The organism is Variovorax sp., from assembly GCF_965279555.1.
GTDB lineage: Bacteria > Pseudomonadota > Gammaproteobacteria > Burkholderiales > Burkholderiaceae_C > Variovorax.
In genome coordinates, this window is record NZ_OZ257247.1 from 2,526,740 (window position 1) to 2,546,248 (window position 19,509).

The window sequence follows — 19,509 nt, forward strand, 5'->3', positions numbered from 1 at the left end:
TCGTTCGTTCTTCCGTTCGATCGGCCTGCAGGCCTCGGTCAGGCCTCAGGCGCAATCGCCTCTGCGTATTCATAGAGGGCGCCGAGGATTTCCTCGCCCCGCTCGTCGGCGTTCTCGGAGAGCGCGTCGACCTCGCTGAACAGCATCTCGATGGTGCGCGCCCCGCCCTCGCCCTTGAAGAGCTTTGCCACGCGCAGCGCTTCCCAGCGCTCGTTCTCATCTTCGCTCAGCAGCTCGGGCCAGTTGCGCGCGCGGTAGCGGAACAGGATCTCGTCGAGCCGCCCGTCGTCGAAGCCGGTGCGGTCCTTGGCCAGTTCCTCGGGCGACAGGCTGCGCAGCTGGTTCAGGCGGCGGCGATCGGCATTGCCGACAAAGCCGCCGTAGAGGTCTTCGTCGACATCGGGCGTTTCCTCCTTCGGGCGGGCGTAGACCTTCGACCAGATGGCGCTCATGTCGGGCAGGTCGCGCGCGATGGCCGCGTGGCGCATGGCGGTGTCGAGGTCGACACCCCAGCGCTCGGCCATGGGCGGCGCCAGCGTGCGCAGGTTGCCGACCACCATCGGCGACTTGTTCAGGTGAATGCCCTTCAAAGGCAGGCGCACCACGCCCTCGGGCAGGTCGGCCGTGCGGGTGAAGAGGCGCAGGCGCAGGGTGTCGGCGTCGATGTCGCGCAGTTCGCTTGGGTCGTGGGCCAGGTCCCAGGCCAGCAGCTCGTTCTTGTTGGTCGGATGGCTCGCCAGCGGCCACATCACGGCCAGGCAGCCGCGCTCGACCGGGAACATGCCAGAGACATGCAGGAAGGGCTTGGCGGTCTCGCGCATGGCGGGCAGGCCCAGTTCGACGGCCACGCGGTCTTTCTTGTGCAGGCCGAAGGCGAAGTCGAACAGCTTAGGCTGCTTGTCGCGGATCAGCCGGGCCAGCGCGATGGTGGCGCGCACGTCGGAGAGCGCATCGTGCGCCGACTCGTGCAGCAGGCCGTTGGCACGCGCCAGGTCTTCGAGCTTGAAGCTGGGCTTGCCGTCTTCCTTCTTCGGCCATTCGATGCCGTCGGGCCGCAGCGCATAGGTGAGGCGCACCACGTCGAGCAGGTCCCAGCGGCCGCAGTCGTTCTGCCATTCGCGCGCATAGGGGTCGATCAGGTTGCGCCAGAACAGGAAGCGCGTGACCTCGTCGTCGAAACGGATGGTGTTGTAGCCGACGCCGATGGTGCCCGGCTGCGAGAAGGCGCGCTCGATATGGCCGGCGAATTCATGCTCGGGAATGCCGCGCTCCAGGCACACCTGAGGCGTGATGCCGGTGATCAGGCACGCCTCGGGGCTGGGCAGATAGTCCGGCGCGGGCTTGCAGTAGATCATCAGCGGCTCGCCGACTTCGTTCAGCTCGGCGTCGGTGCGGATGGCCGCGAACTGCGAGGGGCGGTCGCGGCGCGGCACTGCGCCGAAGGTTTCGTAGTCGTGCCAGAGAAAGGTGTGGTTCATTCAGAGCAAGGGTGAAAACAGGCGCGCAATCGCATCGCCGAGACGACGCCAGAAGCTCAGGCGCCGGTTGGCGCGCACCGCGCCGGAACTGTGCAGATCGGTCTCGAACTGCGCCGCCAGCGGCAGGGCCAGTTCCGGACCATAGACCACGGCGCAGACCTCGAAGTTGAGCCGGAAGCTGCGGTTGTCGAAATTCGCGGTGCCGATCATCGCGCAATGGTCGTCGACCACCAAGGTCTTGGAATGCAGCATGCGGGCCTTGTACTCCCACACCTTCACGCCGGCGGCGATCAGCTCGTCGAAGTACGAGCGCGCGGCGGCGCTCACGATGGCCGAGTCGCTGCGGCGCGGCACCAGCAGGCGCACGTCCACACCGCGCAGCGCGGCGCTGGTGAGCGCCATGAGCGCGGGCTCGCCGGGCACGAAATACGGCGTGGTCAGCCAGGCCCGGTGGGTGGCCGAATGGATGGCTTCGACATGCATGCGGTGGATGGCTTCGAGCGCGTTGTCGGGGCCGCTGGTGACGATCTGCACGGGAATGTTGCCCGCCTCGAGCTGCGGGAGCATCGCGTCCATGGCGTCGTCCATGCCGCGCGGGTCTTCGCCGGTGGCGTAGGTCCAATCCTCGAGGAAGGTGGTCTGCAGCCAGCGCACCGCACTGCCCTCGATGCGCAGGTGCACGTCGTGGTAGGCGTCGGGGTTGGTGCGCTTGTCTTCCTCGTCGGTGATGTTCACGCCGCCCGTGAAGCCGACCCGGCCGTCGCACACCACGATCTTGCGGTGGGTGCGGTAGTTGGTCACCGGGCGCAGGCGGCGGCCGATCTTGGTGTCGTGGAACAGCGCCACCTTCACGCCGGCTTCGTGCAGCGGCGCCATGAATTTGCGGCCGATGCGCTTGGAGCCCAGCGCGTCGATCAGAAGGCGCACCGTCACGCCCTGCTGCGCGCGCTCGATCAACAGGTCGCGCAGTGCGGTGCCGATCTTGTCGGGCTCGAAGATGTAGTACTCGAGGTGGATGTGGTCTTGCGCGGCGCGCACCGCCTCGAAGATGGCATCGAAGGTGCGCGCGCCGCCTGAAAGCAACTCGACGCCGACGGCGCTCGACACCGGCACGCCGCAGGTGGCCATGCCCAGCCTGGCCATCTGCTGCAGGGCGGGCGGCGCGTGCTGCGCCGCATCGCGCAGCCGGGCCACGTCGGCCTGGGCGGAGGCGCCGGCGCGGCTGCGCAGGCGCTTGAGTCGCTGCTTGCGCAGGCGCTGCGGGCCGAGGAAGTAGTAGACGACGAAGCCCGCGAACGGCAGCAGCGCCAGCGACAGGATCCAGCTCATGGTGGACACCGGCGCGCGCTTCTGCATCACGATCCAGACCGACAGCACGGCGATGTAGCCGCTCCATGCCAGGGAGAGGCCGGTTTTCCATTCGGGACTGAGGACGGGGAGGATCAAGGCTTCAAACGGTGGGTGGATGCGCCGCGCCCAAAGAAAAAGGCCGGCAGCGCGATGCTACCGGCCTTTGGAGGCTGTTCCGTGGCCTCGTCGGCCACGGATTGCCTGCCTGGTTTATCAGCCTGCGGCCGTTTCCTCGGCCTCGGGCTTCGACTTGCCTTCCTTCTTCGGAAGCGGCTGGATGTCGAGCAGCACTTCGTCCTTGTCGTCGAGATCGACTTCGAGGCGGCCACCGTCGGTCAGGCGACCGAACAGCAGCTCGTCGGCCAGTGCACGACGGATCGTGTCCTGGATCAGGCGCTGCATCGGGCGTGCGCCCATCAACGGATCGAAGCCCTTCTTCGCCAGGTGCTTGCGCAGCTTGTCGCTGAACGTGACTTCCACCTTCTTCTCGCTGAGCTGGGTTTCCAGCTGCAGCAGGAACTTGTCGACCACGCGCAGGATGATGTTCTCGTCCAGTGCCTTGAAGTTGACGATGGCGTCCAGCCGGTTGCGGAACTCGGGCGAGAACAGGCGCTTGATGTCGCCCATTTCGTCGCCCGCCTGGCGCGGGTTGGTAAAGCCGATGGTCGCCTTGTTCATGGTCTCGGCACCCGCGTTCGTCGTCATGATGATGATGACGTTGCGGAAGTCGGCCTTGCGCCCGTTGTTGTCCGTCAGCGTGCCGTGGTCCATGACCTGCAGCAGCACGTTGAAGATGTCCGGATGCGCTTTCTCGATTTCGTCGAGCAGCAGCACCGCGTGCGGCTTCTTGGTGACGGCCTCGGTCAGCAGGCCGCCCTGGTCAAAACCGACGTAGCCCGGAGGCGCGCCGATCAGGCGGCTCACCGCATGGCGCTCCATGTACTCCGACATGTCGAAGCGGATCAGCTCGATGCCCATGATGTAGGCAAGCTGCTTCGCGGCTTCGGTCTTGCCGACGCCCGTGGGGCCGGAGAACAGGAACGAGCCGATCGGCTTGTCGCCCTTGCCCAGGCCCGAACGCGCCATCTTGACCGCCGAGGCGAGCACTTCGAGCGCCTTGTCCTGGCCGAACACCACGCTCTTGAGGTCGCGCTCGATGGTCTGCAGCTTGCTGCGGTCGTCGTTGCTGACGTTGGCAGGGGGAATGCGCGCGATCTTCGCCACGATTTCCTCGACCTCGGTCTTGCTGATGGTCTTCTTGCGCTTGCTCGGCGGCAGGATGCGCTGGGCGGCACCGGCTTCGTCGATGACGTCGATCGCCTTGTCGGGCAGATGACGGTCATTGATGTACTTGGCGCTGAGCTCGGCCGCGGCCTGCAGGGCCGCCACCGCGTACTTCACGCCGTGGTGTTCCTCGAAGCGCGACTTCAGGCCCTTCAGGATGTCGACGGTTTCCTGCACCGACGGCTCCACCACGTCGACCTTCTGGAAGCGACGCGACAGGGCCGCGTCTTTTTCGAAGATGCCGCGGTATTCGGTGAAGGTGGTGGCGCCGATGCACTTGAGCTGGCCGCTGGAGAGCGCCGGCTTGAGCAGGTTCGACGCATCGAGCGTGCCGCCCGAAGCCGCGCCCGCACCGATCAGCGTGTGGATTTCGTCGATGAACAGGATGGCGTTCGGCTTGTCCTTGAGCGACTTGAGCACGCCCTTCAGGCGCTGCTCGAAGTCACCGCGGTACTTGGTGCCGGCCAGCAGCGCGCCCATGTCGAGCGAGAACACGTTCGACTCGGCCAGGATCTCCGGCACGTCGCCTTGCGTGATGCGCCATGCGAGCCCCTCGGCGATGGCGGTCTTGCCCACGCCGGCCTCGCCGACGAGCAGCGGGTTGTTCTTGCGCCGGCGGCACAGGATCTGGATGACACGCTCGACCTCGTATTCACGGCCGATCAACGGATCGATCTTGCCGTCCTTGGCGAGCTGGTTGAGGTTCTGGGTGAACTGCTCGAGCGGCGATGCCTTCTCATTGCGTTCGCCGCCACCCTCTTCGCCCTCGCTCGAAGGCGCTTCGCCCGCGCCCTTGACGGCTTCCGGCGGATCGCTCTTCTTGATGCCGTGGGCAATGAAGTTCACCACGTCCAGGCGGGTCACGCCCTGCTGGTGGAGGTAGTAGACGGCGTGCGAGTCCTTTTCACCGAAGATAGCGACCAGCACGTTGGCGCCGGTGACTTCCTTCTTGCCGTTGCCGGTGGACTGCACATGCATGATGGCGCGCTGGATGACGCGCTGGAAACCCAGGGTCGGCTGGGTGTCGACATCGTCGGTACCCGCCACCTGGGGCGTGTTGTCCTTGATGAAGTTGGTGAGCGACGCCCGAAGGTCGTCGACGTTGGCCGAGCAGGCGCGCAGAACTTCCGCGGCGCTCGGGTTGTCCAGCAAAGCGAGCAGCAGATGCTCCACGGTGATGAACTCGTGGCGCTGCTGCCGGGCCTCGACGAAGGCCATGTGCAAGCTGACTTCCAGTTCCTGGGCAATCATGTGATTTCCTTTTGCCTTGCTGTAAATAAGTTCTCAGATGGGTTGGAGCTTGCGCAATTCAACAGGTTCACGCAACAGGTTCGCTGACACATTGCAGCGGATGCCCTGCTTGCTGAGCGGCTTCCATCACCTGATTGACCTTGGTGGCCGCCATGTCGCGGGAATAGACCCCACAGACACCGCGGCCATCGAGGTGGATCTTGAGCATGATCTGGGTCGCGGTTTCGCGGTCCTTGCTGAAGTATTCCTGCAGCACGACGATCACGAACTCCATCGGCGTGTAGTCGTCGTTCAGCATCACTACCTGGTACATCTGGGGCGGCGCAGTTTTCTGCGGCCGGCGCTCCAGGACGACCGAATCTCCGTCATCCCCGCCCGGTTTCTGGGCCGGTGGGGTGCTGGGAGTTTTGGGAATTCTCGTTGCCATGAAAAAGATTCTATAGAGCGTGCAAGCACCGTGCCGGCGCATGAAGACTTGGTGGCGCATATTCGACAAATCAAGGGGCTTGCGCCGGGTGCGACAGCCCAAGACGCATAAAAAAACCGGCAAGCTGCTCGTCTTTCTTATATCTCGCAAAGAAAAAGCCCCTGGATTCCTTTCGAAGATCCAAGGGCCTGGCTGCACGATGCCGCGAGACACCGGCAAGCGCTTCTTGCGAGACTACATGTTGTCGATCATGACCTGGCCGAAGCCCGAGCAGCTCACTTGCGTCGCGCCGTCCATCAGGCGCGCGAAGTCATAAGTGACCTTCTTGCTGGCGATCGACTTCTCCATCGAGCTGATGATCAGGTCGGCGGCTTCGATCCAGCCCATGTGGCGCAGCATCATTTCGGCCGAGAGGATCTCGGAACCCGGGTTCACGTAGTCCTTGCCCGCGTACTTGGGCGCCGTGCCATGGGTGGCCTCGAACATCGCGACGGTGTCGCTCAGGTTCGCGCCCGGGGCAATGCCGATGCCGCCGACCTGCGCAGCCAAAGCGTCGGACACGTAGTCGCCGTTGAGGTTGAGCGTGGCAATCACGCTGTACTCCGCGGGACGCAGAAGGATCTGCTGCAGGAACGCGTCGGCAATGCTGTCCTTGACAGTGATGTCCTTGCCAGTCTTCGGATTCTTGAACTTCATCCACGGGCCACCGTCGATCAGTTCGGCGCCGAACTCCTTGGCTGCCAGGTTGTAGGCCCAGTCACGGAAGCCACCTTCGGTGAACTTCATGATGTTGCCCTTGTGGACGATGGTCACGCTGGGCTTGTCGTTGTCGATGGCGTACTGCAGCGCCTTGCGCACCAGGCGTTCGGTGCCTTCGATCGACACGGGCTTGACGCCGATGCCCGAGGTGTTCGGGAAGCGGATCTTCTTGACGCCCATTTCGTCCTGCAGGAACTTGATGAGCTTCTTGGCCTTGTCGCTCTCGGCTTCGAACTCGATGCCCGCATAGATGTCTTCCGAGTTCTCGCGGAAGATCACCATGTTGGTCTTGTGCGGCTCACGCACCGGGCTGGGCACGCCCTCGAAGTAACGGATGGGGCGCAGGCAGACGTAGAGATCGAGTTCCTGGCGCAGCGCGACGTTCAGCGAGCGGATGCCGCCGCCGACCGGCGTGGTGAGCGGGCCCTTGATGGAGATCACGTACTCGCGCACGGCCTGCAGCGTTTCTTCGGGCAGCCAGACGTCGGGGCCGTAGACCTTGGTCGACTTCTCGCCGGCATAGACCTCCATCCAGTGGATCTTCTTCTTGCCGCCGTAGGCCTTGGCCACCGCGGCGTCCACCACCTTCAGCATCACCGGCGTGATGTCCAGTCCGGTCCCGTCGCCTTCGATGAAGGGAATGATCGGTTGGTCAGGCACATTGAGGGAGTTGTCAGCGTTGACCAAGATCTTCTGGCCTTCGGTCGGGACTTTGATGTGCTGATAGCTGGACATGAGGGGGTTCGGCTCCGGGGGAGTGGCGTAATTTTGACGAGTGTCAGCGAATTCAGACAGCCGCGAGGAATCGCTGTACAGGACGCGAACAAATCGCTGTACATTTTAGACGCAACCCATCAGCGAGGGTTTGTCAACCATCGGGCCAATGGCCCCGTTAGTGGCTGACCTTCTGCTCGCCGGGAGGCGTTTCCAATCAATTCTCGAATAGAGGAATCTCAATGAGCAAAATTCTCGCAGTCATGATCGCTGGCCTGTTCGCCGCTGGCGCCTACGCCCAAAACCCGGCCGGCACCACGCCCGAGCAAGGGAACGCCACCAACAGCAAGGCACAGCAACGCGCCGAAGCCAAGAAGGCTGCCAAGCCCGCCGGCCAAGTCAAGGCAGCTGCCGGCGACGAAGCCAAGACCCCAGAAGGCGGCGCCATCGGTGCCGACAAGGCTGCAGCTTCCGGCGAAAAGCGCGCTGAAACCCGCGACCAGCGTCGTCGCAACAAGGACGGCAGCGTCAAGCGCAAGTCGACCCAAGGCGGCACCCCGAAGTAATTCGGCCTGCCCCGCAAAAGAAGCGCTCTTCGGAGCGCTTTTTTTTGCCCGCAGCGTCCGCATGGCTGTCAACCGTGCGAGACGGCCTCCGTTGAATGTCTACCTTCCGCAGGGAGGGCAATCCAGATCAACGAATTTCAAAGGATATGTTTATGAACAAGCTGCTCGCAGCCTTGGTCGCCGGTCTCTTCGCAGTCGGCGCTTTCGCTCAACAAGCCGAACCCACCACGGCTGCTCCCGCCCCCGCTGCCAAGGCCGCCAAGCACGCTTCGGTCAAGAAGCATGCAGCCGCCAAGAAGCACAAGGTTCGCCACGTCGCCAAGGCCCACACGGCTGCTTCCAAGAAGGTGTAAGCTTTCAAGCTCACCGGCAATGCCCGCATCAGCGGGCATTTTCATTTGCATATTTGGTTGAGGCCGGACCCACCCAGTCCCCGCCCTGAAAGAGTCGTCCGATGTTCCAGCGTCTAGCCGCCCTGCTCCTCGTGTCCGCGTCCTTCATGATGCCGGCGCATGCCCAGCAGCAACCCCAGACCGATCTGCCGCGCACCCAGTTGTCGGTCGGCCTGTACAAGATCGATGCGCAGATCGCGCAAACCCCCTTGCAGCGCGAGATCGGCTTGATGTTCCGCAAGGAGATGCCGCAAGCCGAAGGCATGATCTTCGTGTTCGAGCAGCCTGCCACGCAGTGCTTCTGGATGCGCAACACGATCCTGCCGCTGACCGCCGCCTTCGTGGCCGACGACGGCCGCATCGTGAACCTGGTCGACATGCAGCCCATGACCGAGAACTCGCACTGCTCTCTCGAGCCGGTGCGCTACGTGCTCGAGATGAATCAAGGCTGGTTCGCCAAGAAGAACATCAAGAAAGGCGCGAAGCTCGGGGGAGAACTGTTCACAGCCAACAAGCGCTGAGTTGTTGCTGGCTTGAGCCCACAAAAAAAGCCGACCCACAGGTCGGCTTTCTTCATTGCAAGACCAGGGCTCAGCCGAAGTTCTTCTCGGCGAATTCCCAGTTGACCAGCTTGGCCAGGAAGGTCTCGACGAACTTCGGGCGCAGGTTGCGGTAGTCGAGGTAGTAGGCGTGTTCCCAGACGTCCACGGTCAGCAGCGCGGTGTCTGCAGTCGTCAGCGGCGTGCCGGCGGCGCCGGTGTTCACGATATCCACCGAACCGTCGGCCTTCTTCACCAGCCAGGTCCAGCCCGAGCCGAAGTTGCCCACGGCCGACTTCACGAAGGCTTCCTTGAAGGCGTCGTAGCTGCCCCACTTGGCTTCGATGGCCTTGGCCAGCGCGCCGGTGGGTGCACCACCGCCTTGCGGCTTCATGCAGTTCCAGAAGAAGGTGTGGTTCCAGATCTGGGCGGCGTTGTTGTAGATGCCGCCGCTGGACTTCTTGACGATCTCTTCGAGCGTCAGCGACTCGAACTCGGTGCCCTTTTGCAGGTTGTTGAGGTTCACCACGTAGGCGTTGTGGTGCTTGCCGTAGTGGTACTCGAGGGTTTCCTTCGAATACTCGGGTGCCAGTGCGTCGAGTGCGTACGGCAGGGGTGGGAGCACATGTTCCATGGTTTTTTCTCGTGGGTTGGTTGTGGGAATCGTGGATTCTAGGAATTAATTATTGAGGTCGCGTCGGACGTGTGCCCGTCACGCCGCCCGGAGAGACGGTCAGGTCGACCTCGCCGTCGGCGAGGCGCGCGACGACCGCGTCGCCCGGTGCCAATTGCTTCGCGCTGACGACTGCACGTCCGTCCGCATCCGTGAGCCAGGCATAGCCACGTTGCAAGACCAATGCCGGATCGAGCAGCCGCAGCCGCAGCGCCATGCGCTCCAGCCGGTCGTGGCGTTGCGTCACCGCGCGCTCGAGTTTCAGGGGAAAGTCGGCGGCTACGGCGCGCGGCACATGCGCCAAACGCTCGCGCCTGGATCGCATCGCGTATTGAAGGCGCTGTGCGTGGTGCGCCAGCCGCAGTTGCTGGCGCGCCACGAGGTTCGAAGGACGCCCGAGCCGCCCCGCCGCCTGGTCGAGCCGCTGCTCGAGCACATCGAGGCGGCCGCCCAGGGAATCGTCCAGCCGCTCTTCGAGCAGGTCGAGTGCACCGAGCCACAGGTCACGCGGCGCGCTGACGAGTTCTGCCGCCGCGGTCGGCGTGGGTGCGCGCAGGTCGGCACAGAAATCGGCGATGGTGAAGTCGGTCTCGTGTCCCACGCCGCTGATGAGCGGAACCGGGCTCTGCACGATCGTGCGCGCCAGGGTCTCGTCGTTGAACGCCCACAGGTCTTCGATCGAGCCGCCACCGCGCACCAGAAGGATCACGTCGACCCCCGGCTCAAGCACATAGAGCGAATGCAGCGCGCGAACGAGTTCGCCCGGCGCATTTGCCCCCTGTACGGCGGCGGGCGCCAGCATCACGGGAATGTGCGGCACGCGGCGCCGCAGCGCCGTCACGACGTCATGCAGCGCCGCCGCCCCAAGCGACGTGACCACGCCCACAGCACGCGGCATGGCGGGCAAGGCACGCTTGCGCGCCGGGTCGAACAGCCCCTCTGCCTCCAGACGCGCCTTGCGCTGCATGAACTGCTCGAACAGGGCGCCCTGCCCCGCGCGCCGCAAGCTCTCCACGACGAGCTGAAGATCGCCACGCGGTTCGTACACCGCGAGTCGGCCGCGCACCTCGACCTGATCGCCGTCGCGGGGCGAAAAATCGAGCAAGCCGGCGGCGCGGCGGAACATCGCACAGCGCAGCTGGCCCGATTCGTCCTTGAGGGCGAAGTAACAATGTCCACTTGAGGCGCGGGAAAAACCCGAGATTTCGCCGCGCACCGTCACCGGGTTGAAACGCGCGTCGAGCGCGTCGGCAACCGCATGGCACAAGGCGCCGACAGCCCAGACGCGCGGTCCTGGCGCGGAATTCATGTCACGCAAACTCACGAAGAGCACGCTCGGCCAGATGCCACTCTTCCACAACGGGCGGCCCGCCCCCTGCCGCCAGCGCCCAATGCGGGACAGGTGCACGGTTTTCCGTGCAAGCCATTGATTTCATTGAAAAAAGTGCTGCTCAAAATTCAGTCGTTCTAGCGGAAAGCCCATCCCATGCGGGTTGGGACACGTTGCGCAGCAGGTTAGTCACAAAGTTATCCACAGAATCTGTGCGTCCTTGCCGACACCAAAACAAGGCGCGTGGCGATGGTGGGCTCAGTGGATAATCGCCGCGCATTTGCAGTCTACGGGCCGGAGGATTTTCTTGTTTTCCATCATAGTTGCCGCGGGTTGGCCGATCTGGCCCTTGCTCGCTTGTTCGGTCATTGCGCTCGCGCTGGTTATAGAACGTTTCACGAGTCTGAAGACCGTGAGGGTACTGCCGCCGAAGCTGCTCGACGAAACCATTACTGTCTCGCAGGGAGCCATTCCCGGCCCCGACGTGGTGACCAAGCTCGAACGCAACTCGATGCTCGGCCAGGTGCTCGCCGCCGGCCTGCGCGCGCTGAACGCCAACCCCCGCTGCACCGAAGACGACCTGCGCGCCGCCATGGAAGCCTCTGGCCGCACCGTGGCGCACAAGCTGGAGCGCTACCTGCCGGCACTGGCCACCATCGCTTCCGCAGCCCCGCTGCTGGGCCTGCTGGGCACGGTGATCGGCATGATCGAGATCTTCGGCTCGCAGTCGCCCGGCAGCGGTGCCGTCGGCTCGGGCAACCCGGCGCAACTGGCACACGGCATCTCGATCGCGCTCTACAACACGGCTTTCGGCCTGATCGTGGCGATTCCGACGCTCATTTTCTGGCGCTACTTCCGCAGCCGGGTCGACGAATACCTGCTGAACCTCGAGCTGTCGGGCGAGCGTTTCGCCCGCCATCTGAACGCCCTGCGCAAGTGACGTCATGACCCGAGGCCGCATGCAGTTCCGCCATGGCGCGCGCGACGAGCCGGAGATCAACCTGATCCCGTTCATCGACGTGCTGCTGGTGATCCTGATCTTCCTGATGCTGTCGACCACGTACAGCAAGTTCACCGAAATGCAGCTGCGGCTGCCGACCGCGGACGTCGACGCGCAGCGCGACTATCCGAAGGAAGTGATCGTGGCGGTGTCGGCCGACGGCCGCTACTCGGTCAACAAGACGCCTCTGGCCGACCGCAATGTCGAAGCCGTGGCCGCCGCGCTTGCGGCCGCGGCCACCGGCGGCAAGGACAGCGTGGTGATCATCAGCGCCGACGCAACCAGCCCGCACCAGGCCGTCGTCACGGTGATGGAAGCCGCGCGCCGCGCCGGCCTGATGCAGATCACCTTCGCAGCCCAGTCGACGGCGCAAGCCGGGCGCTGAGTGCCGTCCGAAGGCCGCAGCAGCACGGAGGCGCCTGCCGCCTCGCGACTGCAGGAAGCGTGGCTGCGCCGCGGCCCGCTGGCCTGCCTGCTGTGGCCGCTGTCGCTGCTCTATGCGGCCCTCTTCGCCGTTCGGGGCTGGCTCTATCGCCTCGGATGGCTTCGCTCGGAACGCGTGCCCGTGCCGGTGATCGTCGTCGGCAACGTGATCGCGGGCGGCGCCGGCAAGACGCCGGTGGTGATGGCGGTGGTGCGGCATCTGCGCGCGCGCGGCATCCAGGTGGGCGTGGTGTCCCGCGGCTACGGCCGGCGCACCGACGACTGCCGCGAAGTGACGGGTGACAGCAATCCCAGCGACGTCGGCGACGAGCCCGCCCTGATTCACCACGCCACGAAGGCCCCCGTGTTCGTCGCGCGCAAGCGCATCGAGGCGGCCCGCGCGCTGCTCGAGCGGCATCCCAGCACGCAAGTCATCGTCAGCGACGACGGGCTGCAGCACCTGGCGCTGGCTCGCGACATCGAGATCTGCGTGTTCGACGACCGGGGCATCGGCAACGGCTGGCGACTGCCAGCGGGCCCCCTGCGCGAGGCGTGGCCACGTCGCTGCGATCTGGTGTTGCACAGCGGCGAACGCCCCGCATTCGCAGGCGGCTACACCGCTTCGCGCCGCCTCGCCGACTACGCCCTCACAAGCGACGGCCAACGCGTGCCGCTGAACACCCTGGCGGGCAGGCCAGTGACCGCACTCGCGGCCATCGCACGCCCGGAGGCCTTCTTCGCCATGCTCCGGGGCCGTGGCCTCACGCTCGCCGAAACCATCGCTCTACCCGATCACTTCGACTTCGACGCCTGGGAACGCTCGCTCAATGCCGACGGCCCTCTCGTCTGCACCGAAAAGGACGCGGTCAAGCTGTGGCACAAGGCACCCGGCGTGCTGGCCGTGCCCCTGCTCTTCGCACCCGTTCCGGAATTCTTCACTGCGCTCGACGCAAAGCTATCATCGCTCGATGGATACCAAGCTGCTTGAACTGCTCGTCTGCCCCGTCACCAAGGGTCCGTTGACCTGGAACCCCGAGAAGCAGGAGCTCTGCTCGCGCAGCGCGCGCCTGGCCTACCCGGTGCGCGACGGCATTCCCGTGCTGCTGGAAAACGAGGCACGTACGCTTTCCGACGAAGAGCTCGGGCTGTGAGCTTCACGGTTCTGGTGCCGGCGCGCCTGGCGTCGACAAGGCTCCCCAACAAACCCCTGGCCGACATCGCCGGCGTGCCGATGGTGGTGCGCGTGGCCCGGCGTGCCAGCGAATCCGGCGCCGTGCGCGTGGTGGTGGCCGGGGACGACGCATCGATCATCGACGCCTGCAAGGCGCATGGCGTCGAGGCGATCCTGACCCGCCAGGACCACCCCAGCGGCACCGACCGGCTGGCCGAAGCCTGCGAGCAGCTCGGCCTCGACGGCGACGACATCGTCGTCAACGTGCAAGGCGACGAGCCCCTGATCGACCCGGCGCTGATCGATGCCGTGGCCGCCACGCTGGCCACCCACGCAGAGGCCGCGATGAGCACTGCGGCCCACGAGATCGATTCGCTGGCCGACTTCATGAATCCGAACGTGGTGAAGGCCGTGCTCGACGCACGGGGCAACGCCATGTACTTCAGCCGTGCGCCCATCCCCTGGTGGCGCGACGGCTCCGCCAACGGCGCCGCGCCGACGGTGCTGCCCACGCCGGCTCCCCTGCGCCACATTGGCATCTACGGCTACCGCGCAGGCTTCGTGCGCAAGTTTCCGTCGCTGCCGCCGTCGCCAGTCGAGGCGACGGAAGCGCTTGAGCAGTTGCGGGCGCTATGGCACGGACACCGCATTGCCGTACACGTGAGCCACGTGGCTCCCGGCCCGGGTATCGACACGCCCGAAGACCTGGCGCGCGTGCGCGCGGTCTTCGCCGCCGGCCCGACAGCCTGAGGGGCTCGACGTGCCTGTCGGGGCAGCGGCAAATCCCGGGAAGCACGCGTGCTATCCTCGAAGCAACTCCGCCCTGCCCAAAGCCCCTGAAGCCGACGCCTGGCGCGACACAAAATCTAAGAACCGTCCGAGGACACCATGAGACTAATTTTGCTGGGCGCGCCCGGGGCGGGCAAAGGCACGCAAGCGGCCTTCATTTGCCAGAAGTACAGCATCCCCCAAATCTCGACCGGCGACATGCTGCGCGCCGCCGTCAAGGCCGGCACGCCGCTCGGTCTGCAGGCCAAGGCCGTCATGGATGCGGGCGCACTGGTCAGCGATGACCTGATCATCAATCTCGTGAAGGAACGCATCGCCCAGGCCGATTGCGCCAGCGGCTTCCTGTTCGACGGCTTCCCCCGCACCATTCCGCAAGCCGACGCCATGAAGGCGGCGGGCGTCAAGCTCGACTACGTGCTCGAAATCGACGTGCCCTTCGGCGACATCATCGAGCGCATGAGCGGCCGCCGCTCGCACCCGGCTTCGGGGCGCACCTATCACGTCAAGTTCAACCCGCCCAAGGTGGAAGGCAAGGATGACGTCACCGGCGAAGACCTGATCCAGCGCGAGGACGACAAGGAAGAAACCGTGCGCAAGCGGCTCGACGTGTACAGCCAGCAGACGCGTCCGCTGGTCGACTACTACTCGGCCTGGGCCAAGACCGATCCGGCCGCCGCGCCGAAGTACCGCGCCATCAAGGGCGTGGGCACGGTCGATGAAATCACCCAGCGCGCACTCGCAGCGCTGAGCAGCTGATTGCCGGCCGCCCTCCGACAGGGCGGCCACCACCTCACCCGAGCAACTCGAGCATCAGCGCGATACGCGCCTTCACCGGCGTGAGCGTGCCCGCGTCCCGCAGCCGGTCATCGGCTTTCGGCAGGATGCGCCCGTTCATGCAGCGCGTCGCACGAACCACCGCCACGCCCGCCTCTTGCGCCTTCAGCGCGGCCGCTTCGAGCGCGTGATGCAGCGTGCCGTTGCCCGTGGCGGCCAGCACCAGTCCACGGACCGGTTCGGCGTTGCCGGGTTGCAGCAGTGCCTCGACGACAGCACCGCTCGCACCGGCATGGCTCATGACGATCTCCACGCGAGGCCACCGAACGGGAGCCGCCTCGAAGATCTTCGAGGCCGGCAGCGCCTCGCCCTCGGGCCACGCCCTCACACGGCGGACCTCGCCCTCTTCCACATAGCCCACCGGGCCCGCGTCGCCAGATGCGAAGGCATCGAGCCTGTAGGTATGCACCTTCTGGACATCGGCGCCACTGTGGATCGCCCCGGCGCACACCACGGCCACCCCCTTAGCACCGGCTGCCAGAGCCACGCCGATGGCGTCACGCACGTTCTGCGGACCATCGGGCGACAGCGCGCTCGCCGGCCGCATGGCGCAAGTCAGCACCACGGGCTTCGCGGATGCCAGCACCGAATGCAGGAAGAAGGCCGTCTCCTCCAGCGTGTCGGTGCCGTGCGTGATCACCACGCCTGCCACGTCGGGCTCCGCAAGCCAGTGTGCGCAACGCTGCGCGAGCTTTTGCCAAGTCTCGAACGACATGTCCTTGCTGTCCAGTTGCGCGACCTGCTCCGCCACCAGCGTCACGCCCTGGGGGGCCTCGATGCCGCCCAGAAGGTCGGCCACGCCCACCTGCCCGGCCGTGTAGCCGATGTTGTCGCCGCTGCTGGCAGCCTTGCCGGCGATGGTGCCGCCGGTGCCCAGCACGACCACGCGGCGCAGTTCAGGCGAAGGGAAATCAGGCATGGCTTGTCAACTTTTTAAAACTGGTTAAAAATACAGGTACTGGATATCTAGCCAGTGCCGCAAGGAACCACATATGCAGTTCGCCGTGAAGCTTACAGCCCGCCAGCAGCAGATCCTGGACTTGATCCAGAGCGCCATCGCCCGCACCGGAGCGCCACCCACGCGCGCCGAAATCGCCAATGAACTCGGGTTCAAGTCGGCCAACGCGGCCGAAGAGCACCTGCAGGCCTTGGCCCGCAAGGGTGTCATCGAACTCGTCAGCGGCACCTCGCGCGGCATCCGCCTCAAGGGCGACGCCCTGCGGTCGCTGAACGAAACGCGCCACCGCGAAGGCGGCCAGTTCTCGCTCTCGCTGCCCGGCATGGCGCAACTGGCGCTGCCGCTCATCGGCCGCGTCGCTGCAGGCTCGCCCATCTTGGCGCAGGAGCACGTCGACCAGACCTACTACGTCGAGAACACGCTGTTCCAGCGCCAGCCTGACTACCTGCTCAAGGTGCGCGGCATGTCCATGCGAGACGCCGGCATCATGGACGGCGACCTGCTCGCCGTGCAGGCCACCAAGGAAGCGCGCAACGGCCAGATCGTGGTTGCGCGCCTGGGCGACGAAGTCACCGTCAAGCGCCTGAAGCGCAACAAGCAGGTCATCGAGCTGCACGCAGAGAACCCCGACTACCCGACCATCATCGTCCAGCCCGGCGAGCCCTTCGAGATCGAAGGCCTCGCGGTGGGCCTCATCCGCAACACCATGCTGATGTAGGCCTGCGGGCCTGCTGGCAGCAGCACTCATCCGGCCGCAACAGGTGGCGGGCGTATGGCGCGAAGTCGCCATCACCCTGTCGCGGCCGTTTCAAGAAATCCTGCCTGTGTTCAACCTCATACTTTTTTGGAGTTCACATGGGAATCGCCCTCCTCGCCATCGCTGATTTCTGGATGCCGCTGCAATCGCTCGCCAGCCGTTTGATCCCGGCGCGCCGCCCTCATCGCCACGCCTCGCTCGATCACAGCGAGACTTCCGCCGGCCTGCGCTACGTTGCGGTGCGTCCGACGTGCGGCTCGACGCCCCCGGTGGCTGAAGCAGCCCCGACCGTGCGCCCGCTGCGCGTGGTACGCGTGGTAGACGGAAAGGGCCAGCAGCGCAGCAGCAACCGTGTCTTGATTTCCGGCCGAATGGACGACGTGTGCGCGGAGCTTGACCGGCTGGCGGCTCTCGAAGCGGCCGAAACGATGGTCGCCGCGCACCGCTCCACACGCCTGCACTGAGGCCCGGCACCCCTGGGAGAGCCCGTCGGCAGTGGGTATCCAAACGTTCGGGGGTGCGACATCCCAATGCTGCGAGGCACAATGGCACGCCATGAATATTGTGATCCTCGACGACTATCAGGACGCCGTGCGCAAATTGCGCTGCGCCGCCAAGCTGGACGCGTACGCAGCCAAGGTCTATACCAACACGGTCAAGGGCATCGGGCAACTCTCGGTTCGCCTCAAGGACGCCGACGTGATCGTGCTGATTCGCGAGCGAACACAGATCTCCCGGCAGCTCATCGAGAAGCTGCCCAAGCTCAAGCTCATCTCGCAGACCGGTCGCGTCGCGGGCCACATCGACGTGGCGGCCTGCACCGAGCGCGGCATCGCCGTGGCGGAAGGCTCCGGCTCTCCCCAGGCACCTGCCGAGCTCACATGGGCGCTCATCATGGCCGCCATGCGCCGGCTGCCGCAGTACATCAGCAACCTCAAGCACGGGGCTTGGCAGCAGTCAGGGCTCAAGTCGGCCTCGATGCCGCCCAACTTCGGGCTGGGCTCGGTGCTCAAGGGCAAGACGCTCTGCATCTGGGGCTACGGCCGCATCGGCCAGTTGGTCGCGCGCTACGGGCAGGCCTTCGGAATGCAGGTCGTGATCTGGGGGCGTGAAGCCAGCTGCGCCAAGGCCCGTTCCGACGGCTTCCAGGTGGCGCAGAACCGCCATGAGTTCTTTGCAGCCGCCGACGTGCTCTCCGTCCACCTGCGGCTCAATGAGGAAACCAACGGCCTCATCACGCTCGAAGACCTCTCGCGCATGAAGCCGACGGCGCTGTTCGTCAACACCTCGCGCGCCGAGCTGGTCGAGGCCGACGCGCTGCTCGCGGCGCTCAACCGTGGCCGTCCCGGGCTGGCCGCCATCGACGTGTTCGAGAGTGAGCCGCCGCTGCAGGGCCATGCGCTGCTGCGGCTGGAGAACTGCATCTGCACCCCGCACATCGGCTACGTCGAGCAGGAAAGCTACGAGAGCTACTTCGGCCAGGCTTTCGACAACGTCGTGAGCTACATCAACGGCAATCCCACGAACATCGTGAATCCCGGCGCGCTGCAGGTTCGCCGGTGAGCCGGCCTGCGCCCAAGGGTGCGCTCTGGGCGCTGCTGGCCGGCAACTTCGTGATCGGCACGGGCGTGATGGTCGTGCCCGGCACGCTCAATGAAATCAGCGCCTCCCTGGCTGTTTCGGTCGCGACCGCCGGCCAGTTGATCACTGCCGCGGCAGCGGTGATGTGCATCGGCGCGCCGCTGCTGGCCGCCGCCGTCGCGGGCTGGGACCGCCGCCTGCTGCTCGCCCTTACCCTGCTCTGGTACGCGGCGGGCCACGCTCTCGCGGCGCTCATGCCCAGCTTCGGCGCGCTGCTGCCGGTGCGCATGCTCACGGTGATAGCCCCCGCCATCTTCACGCCCCAGGCGGCGGCCTGCGCCGGCATGCTGGTACCGCCCGAGCAACGCGGGCGCGCCGTCACCTTCGTTTTTCTTGGCTGGTCGATGGCCTCGGTGCTGGGCCTGCCTATCGGCGCGCTGATCGGCGGGCATCTGGGCTGGCGCATGGCCTTCGTGGCGATTGCCCTGCTCAGCGTCGTGAGCGCGGCGTCGATCTGGCTCACCTTGCCCAGCGGCATTCGCCCGGCGGCACTCACCGCCGCCGCCTGGTCGCGCGTGCTGCGCAGTCCGGTGCTGATGGGCATCGTGTCGGTAACGGCGCTGCAAGGCACCGGGCAGTTCGTGCTGTTCAGCTATTTCGGCCCCATCCTCAAGCAGAGCTTTGGTGCGGACGCGACCACGCTGAGCGTGATGTGGGCCCTGTTCGGCGCCTGCGGGCTCATCGGCAACATGGTGGTCAGCCGCTTCATCGACCGCGTCGGGGCCGGGCGCATGGTGCTGGTCACTACCGTGCTGATCGCGCTGAGCCTGCTCTTGTGGCCGACGGCTTCCACGCTCGCCTGGCTGGCCGTGGTGCTGGTGCCCTGGGGGTTGGGCTGCTTCGCCACCAATTCGGCCCAGCAGGCCCGCCTGGTAGGCCTGGCGCCGGCCCTCGCGCCAGGCTCGGTGGCGCTCAACAGTTCCGGCATCTACACAGGCCAGGCCGTGGGCGCGGCGCTCGGCGGCTGGCTGCTGGCGCACGACGCGGCGGCGTGGATGAGCTGGGTCGGCTTCGGCGTCATGCTGGTGGCCATCGCGCTGAGCATCGCCATCGACCGCAGCCGCCGCCCGGCCTGAAATCGCGCCCCCGCGTAAAACCCGTCACGCCCCGCCCTCGCGCAACTGCAAAATCGGAGGTGACGACAGCGCTTGCGTCGGCGCCTGCGCGGCAGGC

General features: G+C 65.7%; 21 protein-coding genes. 13 read left to right on the plus strand and 8 right to left on the minus strand.

Annotated features, from left to right (window positions below):
- Window positions 1-38: 38 nt before the first annotated feature.
- From sbcB to icd, 5 genes are all read right to left on the minus strand, one after another.
- On the minus strand, window positions 39-1,478 hold the full coding sequence (gene sbcB, locus ACQY8B_RS12090) for an exodeoxyribonuclease I (RefSeq protein WP_422086930.1): 1,440 nt from the start codon (window positions 1,476-1,478) through the stop codon (window positions 39-41).
- On the minus strand, window positions 1,479-2,924 hold the full coding sequence (gene cls / locus ACQY8B_RS12095; RefSeq protein WP_422086931.1) for a cardiolipin synthase: 1,446 nt from the start codon (window positions 2,922-2,924) through the stop codon (window positions 1,479-1,481).
- A gap of 117 nt (window positions 2,925-3,041) precedes the next feature.
- The gene (gene clpA / locus ACQY8B_RS12100) at window positions 3,042-5,363 is read right to left on the minus strand and encodes an ATP-dependent Clp protease ATP-binding subunit ClpA (protein ID WP_106934672.1); all 2,322 of its coding nucleotides are present in this window, start codon (window positions 5,361-5,363) and stop codon (window positions 3,042-3,044) included.
- Between the two features lie 67 nt (window positions 5,364-5,430).
- Complete coding sequence (clpS, locus tag ACQY8B_RS12105) at window positions 5,431-5,790, minus strand: ATP-dependent Clp protease adapter ClpS (protein WP_093241028.1); 360 nt, start codon at window positions 5,788-5,790, stop codon at window positions 5,431-5,433.
- Between the two features lie 234 nt (window positions 5,791-6,024).
- A complete protein-coding gene (gene icd, locus ACQY8B_RS12110; protein WP_422086932.1) occupies window positions 6,025-7,284 on the minus strand; it encodes an NADP-dependent isocitrate dehydrogenase in 1,260 nt (419 codons plus the stop codon).
- Between the two features lie 221 nt (window positions 7,285-7,505).
- Here icd and ACQY8B_RS12115 point away from each other — a divergent pair, with 221 nt between their 5' ends.
- The 3 genes from ACQY8B_RS12115 (at window position 7,506) to ACQY8B_RS12125 (ending at window position 8,742) form a co-directional block, all read left to right on the plus strand.
- Window positions 7,506-7,829: a cell envelope biogenesis protein TolA gene (locus ACQY8B_RS12115; protein WP_422086933.1), complete on the plus strand. Its 324-nt coding sequence runs from the start codon at window positions 7,506-7,508 to the stop codon at window positions 7,827-7,829.
- 152 nt (window positions 7,830-7,981) lie between these two features.
- Complete coding sequence (locus ACQY8B_RS12120) at window positions 7,982-8,182, plus strand: hypothetical protein (RefSeq protein ID WP_422086934.1); 201 nt, start codon at window positions 7,982-7,984, stop codon at window positions 8,180-8,182.
- Window positions 8,183-8,283: 101 nt separating this feature from the next.
- Window positions 8,284-8,742: a DUF192 domain-containing protein gene (locus ACQY8B_RS12125; RefSeq protein ID WP_422086935.1), complete on the plus strand. Its 459-nt coding sequence runs from the start codon at window positions 8,284-8,286 to the stop codon at window positions 8,740-8,742.
- A gap of 70 nt (window positions 8,743-8,812) precedes the next feature.
- Here the strand turns inward: ACQY8B_RS12125 and ACQY8B_RS12130 are convergent, their stop codons facing one another.
- Both ACQY8B_RS12130 and xseA read right to left on the minus strand, forming a co-directional pair.
- Window positions 8,813-9,394, minus strand: a complete 582-nt coding sequence (locus tag ACQY8B_RS12130) for a superoxide dismutase (protein WP_422086936.1) — start codon at window positions 9,392-9,394, stop codon at window positions 8,813-8,815.
- Window positions 9,395-9,443: 49 nt separating this feature from the next.
- Window positions 9,444-10,742 carry an exodeoxyribonuclease VII large subunit gene (xseA, locus tag ACQY8B_RS12135; protein ID WP_422086937.1) on the minus strand — a complete coding sequence of 433 codons (1,299 nt, stop codon included), beginning with the start codon at window positions 10,740-10,742 and terminating at the stop codon, window positions 9,444-9,446.
- Window positions 10,743-11,070: 328 nt separating this feature from the next.
- Here xseA and ACQY8B_RS12140 point away from each other — a divergent pair, with 328 nt between their 5' ends.
- From ACQY8B_RS12140 to adk, 6 genes are all read left to right on the plus strand, one after another.
- A complete protein-coding gene (locus tag ACQY8B_RS12140) occupies window positions 11,071-11,703 on the plus strand; it encodes a MotA/TolQ/ExbB proton channel family protein (protein WP_081270371.1) in 633 nt (210 codons plus the stop codon).
- Window positions 11,704-11,722: 19 nt separating this feature from the next.
- Window positions 11,723-12,148 (plus strand): ExbD/TolR family protein, encoded by a 426-nt coding sequence (locus tag ACQY8B_RS12145; RefSeq protein ID WP_422089186.1) that lies wholly within the window; start codon window positions 11,723-11,725, stop codon window positions 12,146-12,148.
- Window positions 12,149-13,174 (plus strand): tetraacyldisaccharide 4'-kinase, encoded by a 1,026-nt coding sequence (gene lpxK, locus ACQY8B_RS12150; protein WP_422086938.1) that lies wholly within the window; start codon window positions 12,149-12,151, stop codon window positions 13,172-13,174. It abuts the gene before it with no gap.
- Complete coding sequence (locus ACQY8B_RS12155) at window positions 13,155-13,337, plus strand: Trm112 family protein (RefSeq protein WP_007836935.1); 183 nt, start codon at window positions 13,155-13,157, stop codon at window positions 13,335-13,337. Before lpxK ends, ACQY8B_RS12155 begins: the two co-directional genes overlap by 20 nt.
- Window positions 13,334-14,107 (plus strand): 3-deoxy-manno-octulosonate cytidylyltransferase, encoded by a 774-nt coding sequence (gene kdsB / locus ACQY8B_RS12160; protein ID WP_422086939.1) that lies wholly within the window; start codon window positions 13,334-13,336, stop codon window positions 14,105-14,107. Before ACQY8B_RS12155 ends, kdsB begins: the two co-directional genes overlap by 4 nt.
- 138 nt (window positions 14,108-14,245) lie before the next feature.
- Window positions 14,246-14,902 (plus strand): adenylate kinase, encoded by a 657-nt coding sequence (gene adk, locus ACQY8B_RS12165; protein ID WP_081270374.1) that lies wholly within the window; start codon window positions 14,246-14,248, stop codon window positions 14,900-14,902.
- Window positions 14,903-14,936: 34 nt separating this feature from the next.
- Here adk and ACQY8B_RS12170 read toward each other — a convergent pair whose 3' ends face one another.
- The gene (locus tag ACQY8B_RS12170; protein WP_422086940.1) at window positions 14,937-15,899 is read right to left on the minus strand and encodes an asparaginase; all 963 of its coding nucleotides are present in this window, start codon (window positions 15,897-15,899) and stop codon (window positions 14,937-14,939) included.
- 73 nt (window positions 15,900-15,972) lie between these two features.
- Between ACQY8B_RS12170 and lexA the strand changes: the two genes are divergently transcribed.
- From lexA to ACQY8B_RS12190, 4 genes are all read left to right on the plus strand, one after another.
- The gene (gene lexA / locus ACQY8B_RS12175) at window positions 15,973-16,656 is read left to right on the plus strand and encodes a transcriptional repressor LexA (RefSeq protein ID WP_013541704.1); all 684 of its coding nucleotides are present in this window, start codon (window positions 15,973-15,975) and stop codon (window positions 16,654-16,656) included.
- A gap of 137 nt (window positions 16,657-16,793) precedes the next feature.
- The gene (locus tag ACQY8B_RS12180) at window positions 16,794-17,159 is read left to right on the plus strand and encodes a hypothetical protein (RefSeq protein WP_422086941.1); all 366 of its coding nucleotides are present in this window, start codon (window positions 16,794-16,796) and stop codon (window positions 17,157-17,159) included.
- Between the two features lie 91 nt (window positions 17,160-17,250).
- Window positions 17,251-18,258 (plus strand): D-2-hydroxyacid dehydrogenase family protein, encoded by a 1,008-nt coding sequence (locus ACQY8B_RS12185; protein WP_422086942.1) that lies wholly within the window; start codon window positions 17,251-17,253, stop codon window positions 18,256-18,258.
- Window positions 18,255-19,412 carry an MFS transporter gene (locus tag ACQY8B_RS12190; protein WP_422086943.1) on the plus strand — a complete coding sequence of 386 codons (1,158 nt, stop codon included), beginning with the start codon at window positions 18,255-18,257 and terminating at the stop codon, window positions 19,410-19,412. The genes ACQY8B_RS12185 and ACQY8B_RS12190 overlap by 4 nt, the downstream gene beginning before the upstream one ends.
- The last annotated feature ends 97 nt before the right edge of the window (window positions 19,413-19,509 follow it).